This is a genomic window from Bradyrhizobium sp. LTSP857 (assembly GCF_000938285.1).
Lineage (GTDB): Bacteria > Pseudomonadota > Alphaproteobacteria > Rhizobiales > Xanthobacteraceae > Bradyrhizobium.
In genome coordinates, this window is the sequence record NZ_JYMS01000033.1 from 1 (window position 1) to 17,496 (window position 17,496).

Here is a 17,496-nt window from a genome sequence, read left to right on the forward strand (position 1 = left end):
GTAAGCGCTGTTTTCAGGCCACAGCTCTGAGGTCGTGACGGCAATAGGCCCACGGAAGCAACTGATCGATCTCGCTATTCGGATGACCATTGACGATCCTGGTGAGGACGTCGGTCAGGTAGGCAAGCGGATCGAGGTCGTTCAGCTTACAGGTTTCGACCAGGGAGGCGATGGTGGCCCAGTGCTCGGCACCGCCGTCGGAGCCTGCGAACAGCGCATTTTTACGGTTCAACGTGATCGGACGGATCGAGCGCTCGACGGCGTTATTGTCGAGCTCGATACGGCCATCATCGATGAAGCCCGTCAGGCCATCCCAGCGTGAGAGCGCATAACGGATGGCGTCTGCCAGCTTGCCCTTTTGGCTGATCAACGCGAGCTTTGCGCGGAGCCACAGCTCGAAGGCTTCCGCCAGCGGCCGGCTTTTCTGTTGTCGAACGAGACGACGTTCCTCGGCGCTGCGGCCGCGGATGTCCTTCTCGATGGCATAGAACTCGGCGATATGCTTGAGCGCCTCGCTCGCAATAGGCGCAGGACCGGGGGTGGCAAGTTCGTAGAAGTTACGCCGCATGTGCGACCAGCAGAATGCAAGCTGAACGTTGCCACGCTCGGCGAGCCTGCCATAGCCGGCATAGCCGTCGACCTGCAGGATCCCCTTGAAGCCTGCCAGATGAGCGATCGGTCGGTCGGCCTTGCGGTCGGGCGCATAGACATAGGCGACGCCCGGCGGATCGGCACCGCCCCATGGCCGGTCGTCCGCCGCATAGGCCCAGAGCTGACCGGTCTTGGTGCGCCCGCGGCCGGGATCGAGCACCGGCATCGTCGTCTCGTCGGCGAACAGCTTTGGCCGCTGCCTGAGCTTGCCAAGGAGCCGCTCATGCAACGGGCGCAGATGGAAGGCTGCCTGTCCCACCCAGTCCGCCAGCGTCGAACGATCAAGCTCAATGCCCTGGCGGGCGTAAATCTGCGCCTGCCGGTAGAGTGGCAGGTGATCGGCATATTTGGAGACCAGGACCTGGGCGACGGTGGCCTCGGTCGGCAGACCACCCTCGATCAGCCGGGCCGGGGCCGGCGCCTGCATGACACCGTCCTCGCAAGCCCGGCAGGCGTATTTGGGACGCCGGGTGACGAGGATCCGGAACTGCGCCGGGACCAGGTCCAGCCGCTCACTTCTATCCTCGCCGATCCGGTGCAACTCGCCCTGGCAACAGGAGCAGATCTTATTGTCGATATCGACGACGACCTCGATCCGCCGCAAGTGCGCTGGCAAGGCGCCACGGTTGATCCGGCGCTTGCGAGCCCGAGCCTCACGGCTTTCAGGTGCGCTGACGTCCTGCGCCGTCTCGCTGTACGCTGCGACCTGCTCGACATCTTCCAGGCCCAGCAGCATCTGATCTTCAGGCAAGGTCTCTGCCCGCCGGCCGAACCGATGCCGCTGCAATTCCTTGATGATCTGACGCAGCCGTTCGCTCTCGCACCGCTCGGCAAGCAGCATCGCTTTCAGCGTCTCGGGATCGTCAGGCAGGGCGTCGCTCACACGCAATTCAGAGCATATTCGCCGCCATCTGGCGACGCGCTCGATGCCCCTGATTCACTTCGCCGCAGCGCTGCCAACAACTATCCGGCTTGCGTTGGCGCTGGCGTCTCCCGTACCTCGTGGACACGCCGCCAGTCGAGCCCTTCCAACAGCGCCGACAATTGCGCCGCCGACAGACGCATCACGCCGTCCTCGATCTTCGGCCAGCGGAAGATCCCATCCTCAAGCCGTTTGGCGAACAGGCACAGACCCGTTCCGTCCCAGAACACCAGCTTGATCCGATCCGCCCGCTTGGCACGGAACACATAGACAGCTCCCGAGAATGGGTCAGCCCCCATGCTCTCGCGCACCAGGGTCGCAAGCCCTTCCATCCCCTTGCGGAAGTCCACCGGTTTGGTCGCCACCATCACCCGGACCGCACCCGACGGACCGATCACCGGCTCGCCTTCAGCGCCTGGACGATCGACGCAATCATTGCCGTGTCCGCACCACGACCGGCCCGGATCGTGATGCCGTCGACTTCGATCTCGATGATCCCGGCATCGCAACGGCAAGTTCGGACATCCGGTTTGGGTTTGCAGCGCGCCACTTTGCGCTCCCGGCCAAGAGCAGGCGCCGGCACTGCGACATCCACCACCGCCGGCACAAACTGCACTTCTTCTATTTCGGAATGACCGCCTGCTGCCTCTCGCAACTGACGTCGCCAGCCAAACAACTGCTGCGGTGACAATCCATGCCGTCGGGCTACCGAACAGACCGAGTCGCCGCTCGCCACAATCTCCGCGACGATCCGCGCCTTGTCCTCGTCGCTCCACTTCCGCCGACGGCCGGCGCCGGTGAAGACCTCAAGCCGCCGTACCGGCTCCGTGATAGCAGTATGCACTGTGTCCATTCTAAGCCTAACGGTCCAAATCGAACCGCAGACTCGCAGATCACCCCATCATCCGGTAGGTGGCCGCTGAACAGCGCTTACGGAACATTCTTAGCTACCCGATCCGCAACGACTCGAGACAAAGCCAGGCCAATGATAAGGACGAGCATAAAACGAGCGACCTGCTGCGCCATAACAAACCCGACATCGACAGTGGTGGATGCCGCAATAATTGCGACCGAGTCTGCCCCGCCCGGGCTGGTGGCAAGTTAGGCTGTCAAAGGATCGATATCGAAAGCTTCGACGAGAGCGAAGGCCAATCCGAAACCAATCGGTCGTTCGCCTCCCATTTTTTAATAACACGCTCCGTCTTTTAAAGAACACGCTCCATCGAAATTTAATCCCGATCATTAATTTCCAATTCGGCGATAAATATCAATTTGGGCGACGGCAGGGAATTGCGGCTGCGCGACATAAATCTCCATGCTCGGGTCAATAAATCGTCTCAAAAAAGGCGCGTGCGAATTCGAAACCACGTTCCTAATGGGGCGGCTAAGAACCAGATCAAAGTTGGACTGAGCCGCGAAGTATCAAATGGTCTGCGCGTAAAATCTAGTTTGCGCGTGCATTGCTCAGGGATGGACAAACATGGCAATTGCTGGATTTCCAGACGCGAATAGCACCGGTCTTCCTCATGGCGTTATCCTGACTGCGTCGGGCGACGTGACTGTCACTCAGCCAGGCACCGTCATCAACGCTCTCGATGTCAAAGGCACGATTTGGGTCATGGCCGATAACGTCACGATTCAAAACAGCCGCATAACGTCTACCGATTGGACAGGCATCTGGATCAAGCAAGGCATCACAGGAACTGTCGTCAAGGATAGCGAGATTCTAAACGTTGGAAGCAGTCAAGATGGCGCGAACGGCATTGTCGGTTCCGGCACATTCCTGCGCAACGATATCCATAACGTGGAGAATGGCATTATTGCCACCGGCTCGAGCCTTATCCAGGACAATTATATCCACGACATGAATGCGCCGAACGTGCGTCTCGGCACGTCATTGGGTGGTCCGCACTACGATGGCATCGAGATCGACGGCGGCGTTTCTGACGTCGTTATTCGGCACAACACCGTCATCAACGAGAACAGCTGGGTCTCGGCCGTGATGATCAATAATGACTTCGGTCCGGTCTCCAACATTCAGGTGGACGGCAACTATCTTGCGGGGGGCGGCTACACCCTTTACTCCGACGGCAGTTTCAGCAGCACCGACAAGATTTCCGGCGTCCAATTCACCAACAACGAACTTGGTGAGGGCAAGTGGGGTTACTATTACTTCAAAGGCAACACGCCCGTCCTGTCAAACAACGACGAGCTCGGCACGGGATGGCAGACGTCTCCGACAACGCCACCCTCAACGCCCACTATCCCGGCAACGCCGACCATCTCATCCTGGTCACCCGATACGGGCAAGACCGGCGACGGCATCACCGACGCCAGCAAGGTCAGCCTGCACGGGACCGCTGTCGCAGGCAGCACCATCAAGGTCTATGACGGCTCGACGCAGATCGGGTCGACGACTGCGACTTCGAGCGGCAGCTGGGACTACATCACCCAGGTCCTGAGTGACGCAAAGCACGCGCTGACGGCGACTGCGACCAACTCGTCGGGCAAGACCAGCGTGGCGTCGGCTGCGGTGACCGTCACCGTCGACACCAAGGCACCGGCTGCACCGACGATCGCGAGCGATACCGTCAACACTGCCCATCAGGTCGTGATGTCGGGGACTGCTGAAGCGAACAGCGCGATCAAGGTGTTCGACGGAACGACGCAGGTCGGCACCGCGACGACCAACTCGAGCGGCGCGTGGAGCGTCACGACGTCCGCCCTGTCGTCCGGTTCGCACGCGCTGACGGCGAAGGCGACCGACGTTGCGGGCAACGTCAGTGCTGCGTCGACGGCCATACATCCGGTCATCGGCTCGGGAACCTCGGGCTCCACCGGTTCGGGCACGGGCACCACTGCGCCTGCCGCGCCGAAGATCGCCTCTTTCTCGACCGACAGCGGTGTCGCCGGTGACCACATCACCAGCGACAAGACACTGACCCTGGCGGGGACTGCCGCTGCCAACAGCACGGTCAAGGTGTTCGACGGCAAGACCCAGCTCGGCGTCGTCACGGCGGACGCCAGCGGAGCATGGCACTACGCGACTGCTGCGCTGGCCGACGGCAAGCACAGCTTCACTGCAACGGACACGGCCTCTGGCGTCACCAGCAAGGCATCGACTGCGCTGGATGTCACGGTGGATACTGCTGCTCCGCATGCTCCGGTTCTGTTGAGCGATCCGACCACGCATAACCGCGCAACGGTGTCCGGAACGGCGGAGGCGGGGAGCTCGATCAAGCTTTATGAGGGCACGACCCTGCTTGGCACGGCGACCGTCGCAAGTGACGGCGACTGGAGCGTGACGACCTCGAATCTCAAGCACGGGTCCCACACCTTCACTGCGACAGCCACCGACGCTGCCGGCAACACCAGCATCTTGTCGCAGCCGATCGACCCCCCGATCGGCTCGCACGGCGCCAACGGCACCTCGACGGTGGAAGTCACCAATGTGCGTCAGCATTGGGATCACACCGCAACGATCAAGGGCACTGCCGATCCCAACAGCCAGATCAAGCTGTCGGACAGTACGACCTCGGTCGGTTCGGTTACGACGGGTGCCGACGGCAAGTGGAGCTTCCAGACCTCCGACCTGTCGGGCAAGTCCCACGCCTTTGCCGCGGAGCAGGTCGACACCACGGGCCACGTGGTCGGGACCAGCTCGGGCGAGGCGATCATCGGCACGGGCCGCAGCAATACGCTGACCAGCACCTCGGGCAACGACGTCATGGTCGGCAAGGCGGGTGCTGATACCTTCGTGTTCGCGTCGAACTTCGGCCAGGACGTCATCAAGGACTTCGCTGCCCGCGGACCGGCTCACGACACGGTTCAGTTCAGCAAGGGCGTGTTCGACACCTTTGCGAGCGTTCTCTCCCACGCGGCCCAGTCAGGCGGCGACGTTGTCATCGCGACGGGGAGCGACGCCCTCACGCTGAAGAACACGCAGCTCGACAAGCTGAACAGCCACGACTTCCACTTCGCGTAAGGGACGAGCTGCTCAGCGAGCGCCAAAAGCCAGCTAGCCGGCGGTGGTGTTGCTGCCGGCAAGCGGCGCCGTGGCGACGCCGCAGCAATAGCTCGGTTCGACTTGGCTGACTGTTCCGGGTCCCGCGGGCGAGAGTTACGAAGGCGAGGCCGCGGCAGCGGGAATACAAAGCAAGGTGTTCGATTGGCGCGCCTCGCGGTGGAGCTGGGCAAGGACGACGCTGTCGCGCTCACGAGGGGCGAACAATGCGCTCGGTCGCGTTGACTGGAACGTCGTCCGTTCCCACAGATTACGGTGACAGTGCAAAAACGAAATCGCAGTGTAATTGTCACAGCTGGGCGGCAGCCGCTACGAGCATTGCTTGAGGCCAAAGTTAGTTCGCCGATTGTGTTCGCCATTCTGAGCGATCCGATCAGCGATGGATTTGTACAAAGTCTGGCGCGGCCTGGCGGAAATGTCACCAGCCCTTCCAAAGCGATTACAAATCTTGAAGGAGGGTGTGCCAAGTATCACAAAAGTCATGCTGTTACATGACCCGACCATGGGCTCGACCATTGGCTTGGAACAAGCGAAATCGAGCGCGAGCGGGCTAGGGCTCGAAATATTGGTTGATAAGGTAACCGATGTTGACAAGCTTGCTGATATATTCGCCGAGGCTTTGCAGCAAAACGTGAATGGCGTCGCAGGATTAGCGTCACCGTTTATCAACTTCAACCGCAAGCGGTTAATCGACCTATGGTCCCAATATCGGTTGCCTTCGATTTGGGAAGCAGTAGCCTACACCCGCGATGGCGGTCTAATATCCTATGGTCCCAGTTTTCCTAAAATGTACCGCCGATCTGCCGGATACGTTGCTAAAATCCTCAAAGGAGCTAAGCCAAGAGACCTCCCGGTAGAGCAGCCAACCCGATTTGAACTTGCAGTCAACTTAAAGACAGCAAAGATCCTTGTGCTCGCCATGCCGCCAACGCTGCTGGGCCGCGCCGACGAGGTAATAGGGTAACCGACTTCTGCTTCTGATCCTGGCTGTGTGAAAACGCCGTGCCCTTTATAATTCTCTCGTGATTCTGCGGGAGGAATCGATGAGGCGCTTCGTTGAAGAGGCGGATCGTGGGCAATGGACGCAGTTGCCCGTATGCCTCGATGATTTCATTGACGAGAGCAATCCGGTTCGGGTGATCGATGTGTTCGTCGATACGCTTGATTTGGCCGAGATGAGTTTCGATGGAATTGAGCCTGCGGCGACTGGTCGGCCATCGTACCATCCCTCGGTACTCCTTAAGCTTTACATCTACGGCTAGCCCCCCGAGCCAACTGGAAAGGCTTCCTTCGCCTGTCACTAGTCACCTGCCCGGTGGCGCTTTACCCGGCGACGTCCGAGTCCGAGACGATCAGCTTCAATCAGGGGACGGCTACGGCGCCGAACTACCCTAAGAAGCGTATCTTTGCTCACCGGCAGCATTAGCCGCTTTGTAAAGCCTGCTGCCGGTCGACCGCCAAGCGCTAGACCGGGGTGATGGACGATGGAGTCCAGCCTTGCCGTCCGTCGCGCCGATGGCGCTACTACCCCTTCGGCGAAGCGCTCGGTGAAGATTTGGCGCCCGCATCGGACGGCATCGCAGCGGAAGCGGCGGGCGATTACCAGGAGCTGGACGATCCGCCCCGAGAGCGGCAGATCGGTCACGCGTCGCCGATACCGGCTATGGACACGTCGGGAAACCGTTCCGCACGATGGACACAGACCAACGCTTCCCGACGCCCGGACCGCAATAACGACCTTATCACCTTCGAAGTACGCACTCTACAACAAACCCACTCGGCATCAGATTGGAGCGCTGGAGTGCCTGCTGCATGGCGCTGATTCTCCTCTAATCAAAGCGCCAGAGATCCTCCAAACTGCATAAAAAGTGAGTCAGAGCCCCCTTTGGATGCCGATCGGGGGTCCCAGTCCAACGCCGATTGACAGCGTGGCATCTGCCCCGGCCGGGCAGCCGGGCAGGGCGCGTCCGCGCCGACACAAGGGCAGGCGCGCGGACCGTCCCATGCGCGATCCACGTCGTGGAAGTAACTCTCGCCGGAGAGACGGCCCCGGTTGGGGGTTATGGGGCAGGTGGACCGGGGCCGCTCCGCCGGCATCGGAGGCGATGGCCGGCAGACCTTAACCTTCGACGAAGTTCCACGTTCCTCGATCGGCAGAACCGCTGCATAATTTCCTGATTGAGCTAGTCAATTTTTCAATGAGGTTTTGCCATGGCGAAGGGCATTGAAGATCTTCAGATGCTGCGGTTGATCAGGGCGTTCCAGAAGCTGATCGACCCGGAAACGCGGCGCATGGTGCTCTTGTACGTTGAGGAGCAAGTTCACAAGCAGCGAACCAGTGCCGTGGATACGCCGGCTTCCGAGTGCACCGGCAAGTCACCGCCCGGCGTCGGCCGCGGCACAACTTCAGATTCGTAGCGGTCTGACGGTAGACGTGCGAAGCTAAGGCATATTTCGCGTCTCGGAGGGGAAACCCGATGCGCCTTGCATTGCCTTATCTAGGAGTTGGTCTCTGCGCGTCGCTGGCGGCGTGGATGTCGGTGATGTTGTTTTATTGAACTCAGTCAGCGCGAATTCATCGAGCTGACACCGCCTTAACGACCTAGAGCGGATCATTGATTAATTGAATCGAAAGGGATTCCGTCGGGCGGCGGTTTGTGATTCAAGATGCTGGCTGGATCGGAGGCCAGCATCGGATGGTCCGACCTCTTTCGAATGATCTTCGTGAACGAGCCGTGAAGGCGGTGGAATCCGGCGAGAGTTGCCATGCCGTGGCGGCCCGGTTCGATGTTGCGGTGTCGTCGGTCGTGAAGTGGAGGCAGCGCTATCGCGCAACAGGTTCGGTCGCGCCGGGCAAGATGGGGGGACACCGCAAGCCAGTTCTGGCGCCGCATCGAGCATTCATCGTGGAGCGGATCAGTCAGATGCCACATTTAACGCTGCACGGGCTGAAGGACGAACTTGCCGCGCGAGGCGTAAAAGTCTCGCACCACGCGGTGTGGACCTTTCTGCGACGCGAAGGTCTCAGCTTCAAAAAAAACTCTGTTCGCCCTTGAACAAGGCCGCGCCGATGTCGTGTGGCGGCGGCAGCGCTGGCGCAGCTTGCAGGATCGCCTCGATCCAAACCGCCTGGTGTTCATCGACGAGACCTGGATCAAGACCAACATGGCACCGCTACGCGGCTGGGGAGCCAAGGGCGAGCGGCTGCGCGGCTTTGCGCCGCACGGTCACTGGCGAACCCTGACCTTCCTCGGTGCCCTACGCTGTGACCAGCTCACTGCGCCTTGCGTGTTCGACGGACCGATCAACGGCGAAAGCTTCCGCGCCTATGTCGAACAGCAACTCGTCAAAGTGCTCAAACCGGGCGACATCGTCATCATGGATAATCTCGGTAGCCACAAGTCGCCGACAGTCCGTCAGATGATCCGCAAAGCCGGCGCTAGGCTGTGGTACCTGCCGCCGTACTCACCCGACCTGAACCCGATCGAGCAGGTCTTTGCCAAAATCAAACATTGGATGCGCATCGCACAGAAACGCACGATCGACGACGCCTGCGACCACATCGGTCACCTCGTCAGAGGCGTTATGCCAGCCGAATGCACCAACTACTTTGCTAATGCCGGATACGCTTCTATCAAAAAATGAAACGCTCTAGTCGTGAGGGTTGTTCCCGTTCGGCTCTTGCAAGAACTTCGGCATCTGTCCACGCGCTTCGCGATCACGCGGGGCAGAGCGCTCGGACGGATCGCGGCCAAGCTTGGACTGCAACTCGACGAGATCGGTGAAGACGTCGGCCTGGCGGCGCAGCTCGTCGGCGATCATCGGCGGCTGGCTGGCGATGGTGGAGATCACCGTCACTCGCACGCCGCGACGCTGCACGGCTTCGACCAGGGATCGGAAGTCGCCATCGCCCGAAAACAGCACCATCTCGTTGATGTGCTCGGCAAGCTCCATGGCGTCCACGGCAAGCTCGATATCCATATTGCCCTTGATCTTGCGGCGGCCGGAGGCATCGACAAACTCTTTAGTCGCCTTGGTGACGACCGTGAAGCCGTTGTAGTCCAACCAATCGAGCAGCGGACGGATCGAGGAAAACTCCTGATCCTCGATGACTGCGGTGTAGTAGAACGCCCGAAATAGCTCCCCGCAGCTCTGAAATTCCTTCAGTAGGCGCTTGTAATCAATGTCAAAGCCGAGGGCTTTCGCCGTCGCGTAAAGATTGGCGCCATCGATAAAAAGCGCGATCCTGTTGGTTGGAGCGGATGACATAACTTGCGGGCTTTCTGAAGCCGAATAAAGACGACCAAAAATACTTTAAGCTTCAAAGCGACCGAAGAGTCGGGAGGAACTTCGCGCCACCCAAGAAGGTTATCTTATGAGATTTGTTGAATATTGTGGCTATTTTAGGTGGTCGTTTTGGAGTTTGCGTCCCATGAGCGACGTGGAATTTCCTCTGTTTGATAGTTCGATCACGCGGCGCGGTCGCGCTTGGCATTGGTGTGTTTCTGGCGAAGCGGGTGAGGTTGTCTTGCAAGGTATGGAGCGCAGCCGACCAGCGGCACAGTATATGGCTGCGCGCGCTACTTTTTTATTGCTGCTCACCGCGCCGTACCGGAGACGCACGAACTGCTGAGTTAAGCGCGCCTGACTTGGGGACTTGGGATTGCGGCACTGAAACACGCTCGCGGAAAGATCTGGCGAGCCGCATGGGCGAAACGATCTGCTGGGCTGCATTCAAGCCGCCCTTGGCGAACAAACCTTGTAGGATTTGCCACGACCAGCTCTGTCAGAAACCAGCGACTTTCTGCGACAGTGGCAGCAGGACATAGACGCGCGCTTCACGAAGTCTCTCGGACGGGACAAGGCCAAGTAATCGATAAGAACGAACTCGTTGCTCGGGTTTGGCCAGGTTATTTCTGTCGACAGCAGCGCTCTCAGGTTTCACATCGCTGGCCTGCGCAAAGTGCTCGGTGACAACGGCATCAAGACCGTCTGCGGGCGCGGGTACTGTCTGGTTGTGATGGACATTGGGTCGCAATCAATCGTGGGACTAGGCGTGGGTACCGAGGTGCGCATCAACCCCGCGCCGCAGCTTCCCATGCCGCTCGACGTTGGGGGGAGAAGCGGCTCACGGAATGTCGCCGCGGGCTGCTGTTCATCGAATTGTGGGAGCCGTGGCGGCCAAGCGCGTTCGAAACAGAGTTCTCTCGTCTCCGCGGGAGCTACGCCGGTGAGAAGGTGTCCTCGAGCTGCGGTGGGACCGCACGGATCTTTTCACCGTCGTGCTGTTCAAGTCAGCCTTGGCAAAATGCATTTTGATACAGTGGCGATCATGAAGAGCGGGGGTTAGAAAAAAGGGCCGCCCGCCGGACGGCTCTTCTAACAGCTAATTCCAGCCAGTCTAAAAAGATACGTGAGCAGACGTGGGCCCGGGTGAAACTGATAAGGGATATAAACATCCTGCCCCGGTGGTCCGATTGAGGCATCGATCCTGGTTCAGCAATATTTCGTCGAGTTGCGAAAGCTCTTGTTCCGTAAAGGAACATTCGCGAAGTGACATTTTTTCCGGTTTAGCAGGACGAGACCCCCGTTGGTTCTTCGCGACGGCCGACCGTCAGCGATGCTCTTCGGCATTGAGAGCCATATCGGTCCGGACGGCGTCTTGATCTCGACCGGGCTGTCGGTAACTTCAAGTTGCCGTCCGAATGGTCTAGGTTTCGACGCAAATCCCTAACGAGTTCGGGGTGTCGTGAGTATTTTGTTACTTTTACTCGCGGCGTGCGTTGTTGGCGCTCTCCTCCTCCTGGCATTCCGCCAATAGGGCCGACAACGGCCGCAACCGTTGCCGTAAATCCTCAGCCCGACGCCGGATTAAGGTTTCTGGTTGGTTGTTTTTGACTGTGCGCGCTTGAGCGCGTTCACTCCATGACGCGGATGGAGACGAATGTGATCATCTGGTTGTTAGTCATCGTCATCGGAGTTAGTGTCGCAATCCTGATCGCCCACACGATTGACGCAATACGTTCCTGAAGCGTCGCGGCGCACACCGTTTCACGGTGCAGGACGCTCAAACTTTTGCGTATCCGAGAGCGGAAGTCTCTCGATCAGCGAGAACGGCTTGGCTGCTTCGAGCGTGGCCGCACGATCCAGCAGCTGCTATCTTGTGCTCCGATACCCCATCGTAGCAATTTGCGGCTTGCCCGATCGAAATCGGGCCTGACTTCGGCGCCGCGTTGTCCGCACTTCCGACAGATCAACCGCGGCTCGATCTCCGAAACCCGACTGAGGACGAAGCGTGACTGGCAGCGGATGGCGGCTCACCAGACAGTTGAGACTTTAAGAGTGCGTGCCCAACGCGCCTAGAAGGTCGGGCCCTTCAGCTTTGGAGTAACTGTCGCACGATTGAGACCCTTCAACACTGCGTCGATGGTCGTGAATTGCGCACCGCGAGAGCGACTTTCCGTTTGCCGCTTGCTCACTCGGGTAACCAGCCAGAGAGTGCTGCCGCAGCTGGCGCATTTATAGAGCTTCAGCTCGCAACCCTGGGCAACAGGGAAAACGGCCTCAAGCCCCCGAGCTTGGCAACAAAGCATGCAACCGGCTTCGCCATGCACTATAACCCCCTCCACGGTAGCAATTCGCGCGACGAGCAGAATGAGGACGTGAGTCGACTTCTGCAGGCAATAGCGATAGTTCGCAACGCGCGTGAAACATCGGCTGGAGTCTCACTGGCTTCGCGGGGGGCGACATCAGAACGATCGCGCGCCGCAAGCACAGCTTGCCGGTCAACCGGGCGTTTTTTCTCGAATGCTAGACGCTAGGAATCGCCGAAAGAGTCCGACTCAAGCCGATACTCTCGAGCTTCCAGATCGGCGTGTCACGCGGCCAGCAACTTGCGGCTTTGCCCGAAATCGCTGCTGCTGCTCTAGGTATCGCAATTAGCAGCCAACCTGAGCTTCCTAAGGAACGGCGCAAACCCATCGGTAGGGCATTCCTTCGCAACACTCGCCTGAACTTTTTCGGTGGACCGCTTGACGGGTTTCTTTGCTACACTTGCGCGCTTTTGAGCTTCAGCCTTCGAAGCATACGGATCATGCCAGTGACGAGGAACGAATTCCGGGGATTGTCTCGGATGGCTGATCGGAGGAGCCGGTTGAGGCTCTTGCTGCACAGCTACGAAGCTGACCTCTGTTATTTGCTTGGGCAGCTCGACGCCTCTCTCCACGATAGTTTGCAGCCTGTCAGATTTGTTCGTGGTCGCAGCCGCCGGCGGCGCAACGAACTGCGGGGGCGCATCCGACTCCGCGGTTGGATCCGACCTCTGGCCTCCAGCGGCAATCGCACAGACTGCAACTACGCCAAGCACTCCAAACACAATTGCTTTCGGCATTTGCCAGTCCCCACATTGGCAATCTCAGCAATTTGCCACGAATGGGTCCAGAATGAGGCCAAATTCTCTAGTTTGTTAATTCGGGAAGACGTCCGCACGCGGCTTGGCGGCCCGAGATGAAATACAATCCACGTAGGCTCCGGAAACCGGCTGCGGGGTAGGACAGGGCCACCTGAGGCCGTGCGGCGTAACGCCCGCGCGGCCTGAGATGTTTTCCGGTGCGCGAAGGCTGAGCCAGAAGGATCGCGATGCCCAGGAAGGCGAACGCGGCAACTGCAACCTCTGTCATCGCTGCACCCACTTGCTGGAAGTGCCAAAAAGAGCAGCCTGCAGGAATTGCTCATAAACCGCGGTCGCGTTCTGAGACATCTTGCGGTCAGCGGCGGGAAACTTTTGCCATTCCCGTATGTATGGTCGGCATGGGCGAGAAATAGCGAAATACCTTCGCGGGGGAATCCCGAAATCGCGCGGCCAATGCACGCAAGAGTGCAGATGAAGAAGCTTGGCTCGCCCTCGCCGAGAAATGGTTGAGGTTGGCTCGGGACGCTAACGATGAGGCATCCGCCCGACTGCCACAAGAAGGTCTGGCCGTTCCAGAACTTCCACCAACTGGTCGAGAAGGGCGCGCTCGTTACTACGCGGTTGCGGCTTCAGGTATTCTTCCAAAATACGCTACGCATCGCTGACGGCTTGAAGAGCTAGTTCTTCGTCGTGCATGGAGCCAAACTCCCGCTTGATCTGCTAGATAATACAGCCTTTATTAAAATTTGTTCCATTTAAATTAAATCTGGGTTTTATTGTGCTTATAGGCTCGAACGGGCTTTTGGCGACTTCTTCAACCGCAAAAGCACCCGGCCCATCGGATTGATCTTCGAATATGCTTCGGAGCGCTGCTCTGCGTCCGCGAAATTAACCCGCTGAGTTCGATACTCTTCTGCGTAGCATGGTGGTGATTGATAGCGGCCGATGCGAGTTGCGTCCACTCGCATCCGGTCCTTCAGGGACACCGCACCGCTCCCTTTCATGGGCGCGGTCGGGGCTGCTTCTTGCGCTTCCTGATTGCCTGCTTGATTTGCTCCCGCAATCGGAGGATCTCGGCATATTGAGCATGAAGCTCTGGATCGAAAAGCTGTACCTTCGTCTGTTTTTTCTGGTGGTTGCGTTTCCTCATGTTGCAACGTAGCGGCGGCTTCCGATAGAAGCATCTCATTCCCGAAATTAAGCTTGATGCGCGCGTCGCCGGTTAATTCTGGAACTGGAAGTCACTCTCTCAGGGGGAGTGAGCTTGCTCCCTGGCTTGCTGTGCTTCTGCTGGCGGCTTTTTTTCAGACGGGCTCGCAACGCATCCTGTGGCGATATGGCGGTCGCCATCCTTGATGATCCAGACCGCCTGGTGGACGAGTTCTCCATCGGCGTATCGCGCTTTTCGCTTAAGCCGGGCTCCTTTGCTTGGACGCGGCATAGCCCCCTCATTCGCTTGATATCGTCTAGTGTCGTGAAGTCCTTTTTCAGCTCCTATTGACCGCTCCGTATCGCAGTCGCATGACCTCGGGTTGAATGCGCGCTCACGGCCGGGGCTCGTCGATGTCCAAGTTGATGTTCTCCGATCCGTTTCCGCTCTTGCCTCTCCGCTTTTGAGCCGTCAGCGGTGGAGTTTTTCGCGCTCAGCCCTCGGCTGCGAATCCGTCCCCCACCAGGGGAGCGTCGGAAGTCCCCAATCAGGAAATGGATCGGCGAGCTTCGCGGCAGTTGCGGGCCCCGTTGCCGGCAGGTCGAACAAGCATTCGTCCAGCATGGTCCGCAGCGCCGTGTCGTCGTAATCCCTTCCGATGAAGACCAACTCCTGCCGGCGATCACCGCAAACGGCGTCCCACCGGCTGTCGACGGACGCAAGGAAGTTTCCATCGCTCGGCCATTTTTCGCGCGGGACCGAAGCCCACCATAATCCGCTGGGCTCGCATCGTCGCTGAATCCCCGCGACCGAGAGCATTCCCGCCCAGTCAGGCCGCGTTGCGAGCCAGAAATAGCCTTTTACGCGCAGAATTCCCGGCCAGGGCCTGCCCAGGAAGTCAAGAAACTTCCCCGGATGGAAAGGCCGGCGCGCACGATAGACGAACGAGGCGATGCCATAGGCCTCCGTCTCCGGCATATGGGCCTCGACCTGATCCAGTTCCCGGCGCCAAAAGGGGTGCAGCGCCGCCTTGGCCGGGTCATACAAACCGCGATCCAGAATCGCGCTCAGGGGCGCTCGTCCATAGTCCGTTTCGATCATCACGGCGTCCCGGTTCAGCGCGGCGACGATGGATCGCGCCTTGGCGCTCTCCACCTCGCGCGCATCCGACACCTTGTTGACGACGACGATGTCGGCGAATTCGATTTGTTCGACAAGAAGATCGACCAGCGTGCGCCGGTCGGCCTCATCCCTGCGCTCGCCATGGTCCGTCAGAAGATTTCGACCTTGGAAATGATTAGCCAGACTTGTGGCGTCGACGACGGTCACGAGGGCGTCGAGGCGCGCGACGTCTGACAGGGAGAAACCCTCGGCGTCGCGAAAAGAGAAGGTCGCCGCGATCGGCAGCGGCTCGCCGATGCCGGTGCTCTCGATCACGAGATAGTCGAAACGGTTTTCCGCCGCCAGCCGCCGGACCTCGGCAAGCAGGTCGTCCCGGAGCGTGCAGCAGATACAGCCATTCGTCATTTCGACGAGTTGTTCGGTCGAACGGGAAAGTCTCGCGTCGCCGTTGCGCACGAGGTCGGCGTCGATATTCACCTCGCTCATGTCATTGACGATGACAGCGACGCGCAGACCTTCCCGATTGGTCAGGATGTGATTGAGAAGCGTCGTCTTGCCTGCGCCGAGGAAGCCCGTAAGAACGGTCACGGGCAACCTTCGGTCGGCCGTTTCGATCATGACTTTCAAGCTGCATTCGGTTGGAAAACCAGATCAGCCCAATAGTTGGTGGAATTGAAGCTGCTCGTCGGGAACAGACCCTCCGTGCTGGTCCCGCCATAGGCATAGACGCCGTTGGCGGCAGAGGGCGCCGTGACCGGGCCGCTCGTGACCGCGCTGGTGAAGTAATTGCCGGTCCCCACATAGGCGCCGGTGGTGTGATAGGAGGCGACATAGGTCGTGTTGGCCGCGAGCGCGACCGGCGTCGCCAGGGCCACCGTCTGCCAGCCGCTGGCGCTGGTGTTGGTGAAGGTCGCGCTGGCAAGCTTCGTGCCCGTCGCGCTCCAGAGGTCGAGCACGTCGGGTCCGTTGTCGTTGGCCGAGCGATAGAATTTCAGCGCCGTTACCTGTCCCGCCGTCGAAGAGGTGAACTTCACGCCCAATTCCAGCGGCTGACCGTCATTGAAGGACGTCGGTGCCGTCGCCGGCGTCGATGCGCTGAACAGGCTGAAATTCTGGGACGCCGTGGTCGAGACGGTCAGGTTGAAGTTTTCGCTGGCGGAGAGGCCGCCTGCGTCGGTCGCGGTGAGCTTGACGGCGACGGTGCCGGCATCGGCAGCGGCCGGCGTTCCGGTGAAGACGCGCGTCGTGGCGTTGAAGCTGAGCCAGGTCGGCAGCGCCGCGCCTGTCGAGTTGGTCGCGACATAGGTCAGGCTGTCGCCGCTGTCGACATCGGTGAAGGTCCCGGTCGGCAGGGTCAAGGAATAGGCCTGGCCGATGACGGCCGATTGCGCCGACGTCTGGGCCGCCAGCACCGGCGCGTCGTTGGCGCCGTGGAGGGTGACGGTCAACGTCGTCGAGGAATTGGCGCCGGCGGTGTCACTCATCGTGTAATTGAACGTGTCGGTCAGCGTGTCGGTGGGGAGCCGCAGCGCCTGGACCGCAGCGTCGGTCTCGTTGATCGTATAGGTGTAGGTGCCGTCGGCGTTGAGGACGAGTCCGCCATGCGCGCCGGTCAGCGACGTGCCGAGCGCGCCCGCGGTGACTCCAAAACTGACCGCGGTGACGGTCTTGGTGTCGCCGGTGTCGGGATCGGTGTCGTTGGTGAGCACGTTGCCGGTGGCCGCGGATCCGGCAATGCCATTGGCGATGCCACCCTTCTCCGTGGCGCTGCCCGTGTCCGCGACTGCTGTCGGCGCGGTGTTCGATCCGCCGACTGGCGTGAACGCAATATCCGCCCAATAATTGCTCGCGTTATATGAGCTCGAAGGAAACACGCCGGCCGTGCTGGTCCCGCCATAGGCATAGACGCCGTTGGAGGCCGCGATCGCCGAGAGCGGGCCGCTCGTGACCGCGCCGGTGAAGTAATTTGCGGTTATCACATAGGCGCCCATGGTGTGGTAGGAGGCGACATAGGTCGTGTTGGCCGAGATCGTGACCGGCGTCGCCAGGGCCATCGTCTGCCAGCCGCTGGCGCTGGTGTTGGTGAAGGTGACGCTGGCGAGCTTTGTGCCTGTCGCGTTCCAGAGGTCGAGTACGTCGGGTCCGTTGTCGTTGGCCGAGCGATAGAATTTCAGCGCTGTCACCTGTCCCGCCGTCGAAGAGGTGAACTTCACGCC

Annotated in this window: 10 protein-coding genes and 3 pseudogenes; 6 read left to right on the plus strand and 7 right to left on the minus strand. The window is 59.9% G+C overall.

What is annotated here, in order from left to right; translation table 11 throughout:
* Positions 1-13 precede the first annotated feature (13 nt).
* The 4 genes and pseudogenes from tnpC to UP06_RS40105 all read right to left on the minus strand — a co-directional run.
* Positions 14-1,492 carry an IS66 family transposase gene (gene tnpC, locus UP06_RS22320; RefSeq protein WP_045004267.1) on the minus strand — a complete coding sequence of 493 codons (1,479 nt, stop codon included), beginning with the start codon at positions 1,490-1,492 and terminating at the stop codon, positions 14-16.
* Between the two features lie 122 nt (positions 1,493-1,614).
* Positions 1,615-1,971 (minus strand): IS66 family insertion sequence element accessory protein TnpB, encoded by a 357-nt coding sequence (gene tnpB / locus UP06_RS22325; RefSeq protein ID WP_045004130.1) that lies wholly within the window; start codon positions 1,969-1,971, stop codon positions 1,615-1,617.
* The gene (tnpA, locus tag UP06_RS22330; RefSeq protein ID WP_045005335.1) at positions 1,968-2,426 is read right to left on the minus strand and encodes an IS66-like element accessory protein TnpA; all 459 of its coding nucleotides are present in this window, start codon (positions 2,424-2,426) and stop codon (positions 1,968-1,970) included. The genes tnpB and tnpA overlap by 4 nt, the downstream gene beginning before the upstream one ends.
* 77 nt (positions 2,427-2,503) lie before the next feature.
* Positions 2,504-2,725: pseudogene (locus UP06_RS40105) on the minus strand (AbrB family transcriptional regulator); the annotation flags it as partial.
* A 652-nt stretch (positions 2,726-3,377) separates the two neighbouring features.
* Between UP06_RS40105 and UP06_RS22335 the strand changes: the two are divergent.
* The 5 genes and pseudogenes from UP06_RS22335 to UP06_RS40115 all read left to right on the plus strand — a co-directional run bounded on the left by UP06_RS22335 (position 3,378) and on the right by UP06_RS40115 (position 9,242).
* A complete protein-coding gene (locus UP06_RS22335) occupies positions 3,378-5,558 on the plus strand; it encodes an Ig-like domain-containing protein (protein WP_197087343.1) in 2,181 nt (726 codons plus the stop codon).
* 300 nt (positions 5,559-5,858) lie between these two features.
* Positions 5,859-6,561: pseudogene (locus UP06_RS22340) on the plus strand (ABC transporter substrate-binding protein).
* A gap of 79 nt (positions 6,562-6,640) precedes the next feature.
* A pseudogene (locus tag UP06_RS22345) lies at positions 6,641-6,856 on the plus strand (transposase); the annotation flags it as partial.
* Between the two features lie 952 nt (positions 6,857-7,808).
* Positions 7,809-8,015, plus strand: coding sequence for a hypothetical protein (locus UP06_RS22350; protein ID WP_045005816.1), 207 nt, complete (start codon positions 7,809-7,811; stop codon positions 8,013-8,015).
* A 278-nt stretch (positions 8,016-8,293) separates the two neighbouring features.
* A protein-coding gene (locus UP06_RS40115; RefSeq protein ID WP_156163132.1) for an IS630 family transposase occupies positions 8,294-9,242 on the plus strand; the annotation gives its coding sequence in 2 pieces (ribosomal slippage) (positions 8,294-8,629 and positions 8,631-9,242; 948 coding nt in all).
* A 6-nt stretch (positions 9,243-9,248) separates the two neighbouring features.
* Here the strand turns inward: UP06_RS40115 and UP06_RS22360 are convergent.
* Positions 9,249-9,866: a LabA-like NYN domain-containing protein gene (locus UP06_RS22360; RefSeq protein WP_045005818.1), complete on the minus strand. Its 618-nt coding sequence runs from the start codon at positions 9,864-9,866 to the stop codon at positions 9,249-9,251.
* Positions 9,867-13,539: 3,673 nt separating this feature from the next.
* Here UP06_RS22360 and UP06_RS41590 point away from each other — a divergent pair.
* Entirely contained in the window at positions 13,540-13,689 is a 150-nt protein-coding gene (locus UP06_RS41590; protein ID WP_197087348.1) for a hypothetical protein, read from the plus strand.
* 940 nt (positions 13,690-14,629) lie between these two features.
* Here UP06_RS41590 and UP06_RS22365 read toward each other — a convergent pair.
* Positions 14,630-15,898 (minus strand): GTP-binding protein, encoded by a 1,269-nt coding sequence (locus UP06_RS22365; RefSeq protein WP_063778868.1) that lies wholly within the window; start codon positions 15,896-15,898, stop codon positions 14,630-14,632.
* A 5-nt stretch (positions 15,899-15,903) separates the two neighbouring features.
* The coding region (locus UP06_RS22370) for a DUF4082 domain-containing protein (RefSeq protein ID WP_045005822.1) at positions 15,904-17,496 on the minus strand (1,593 nt) is incomplete at its 5' end.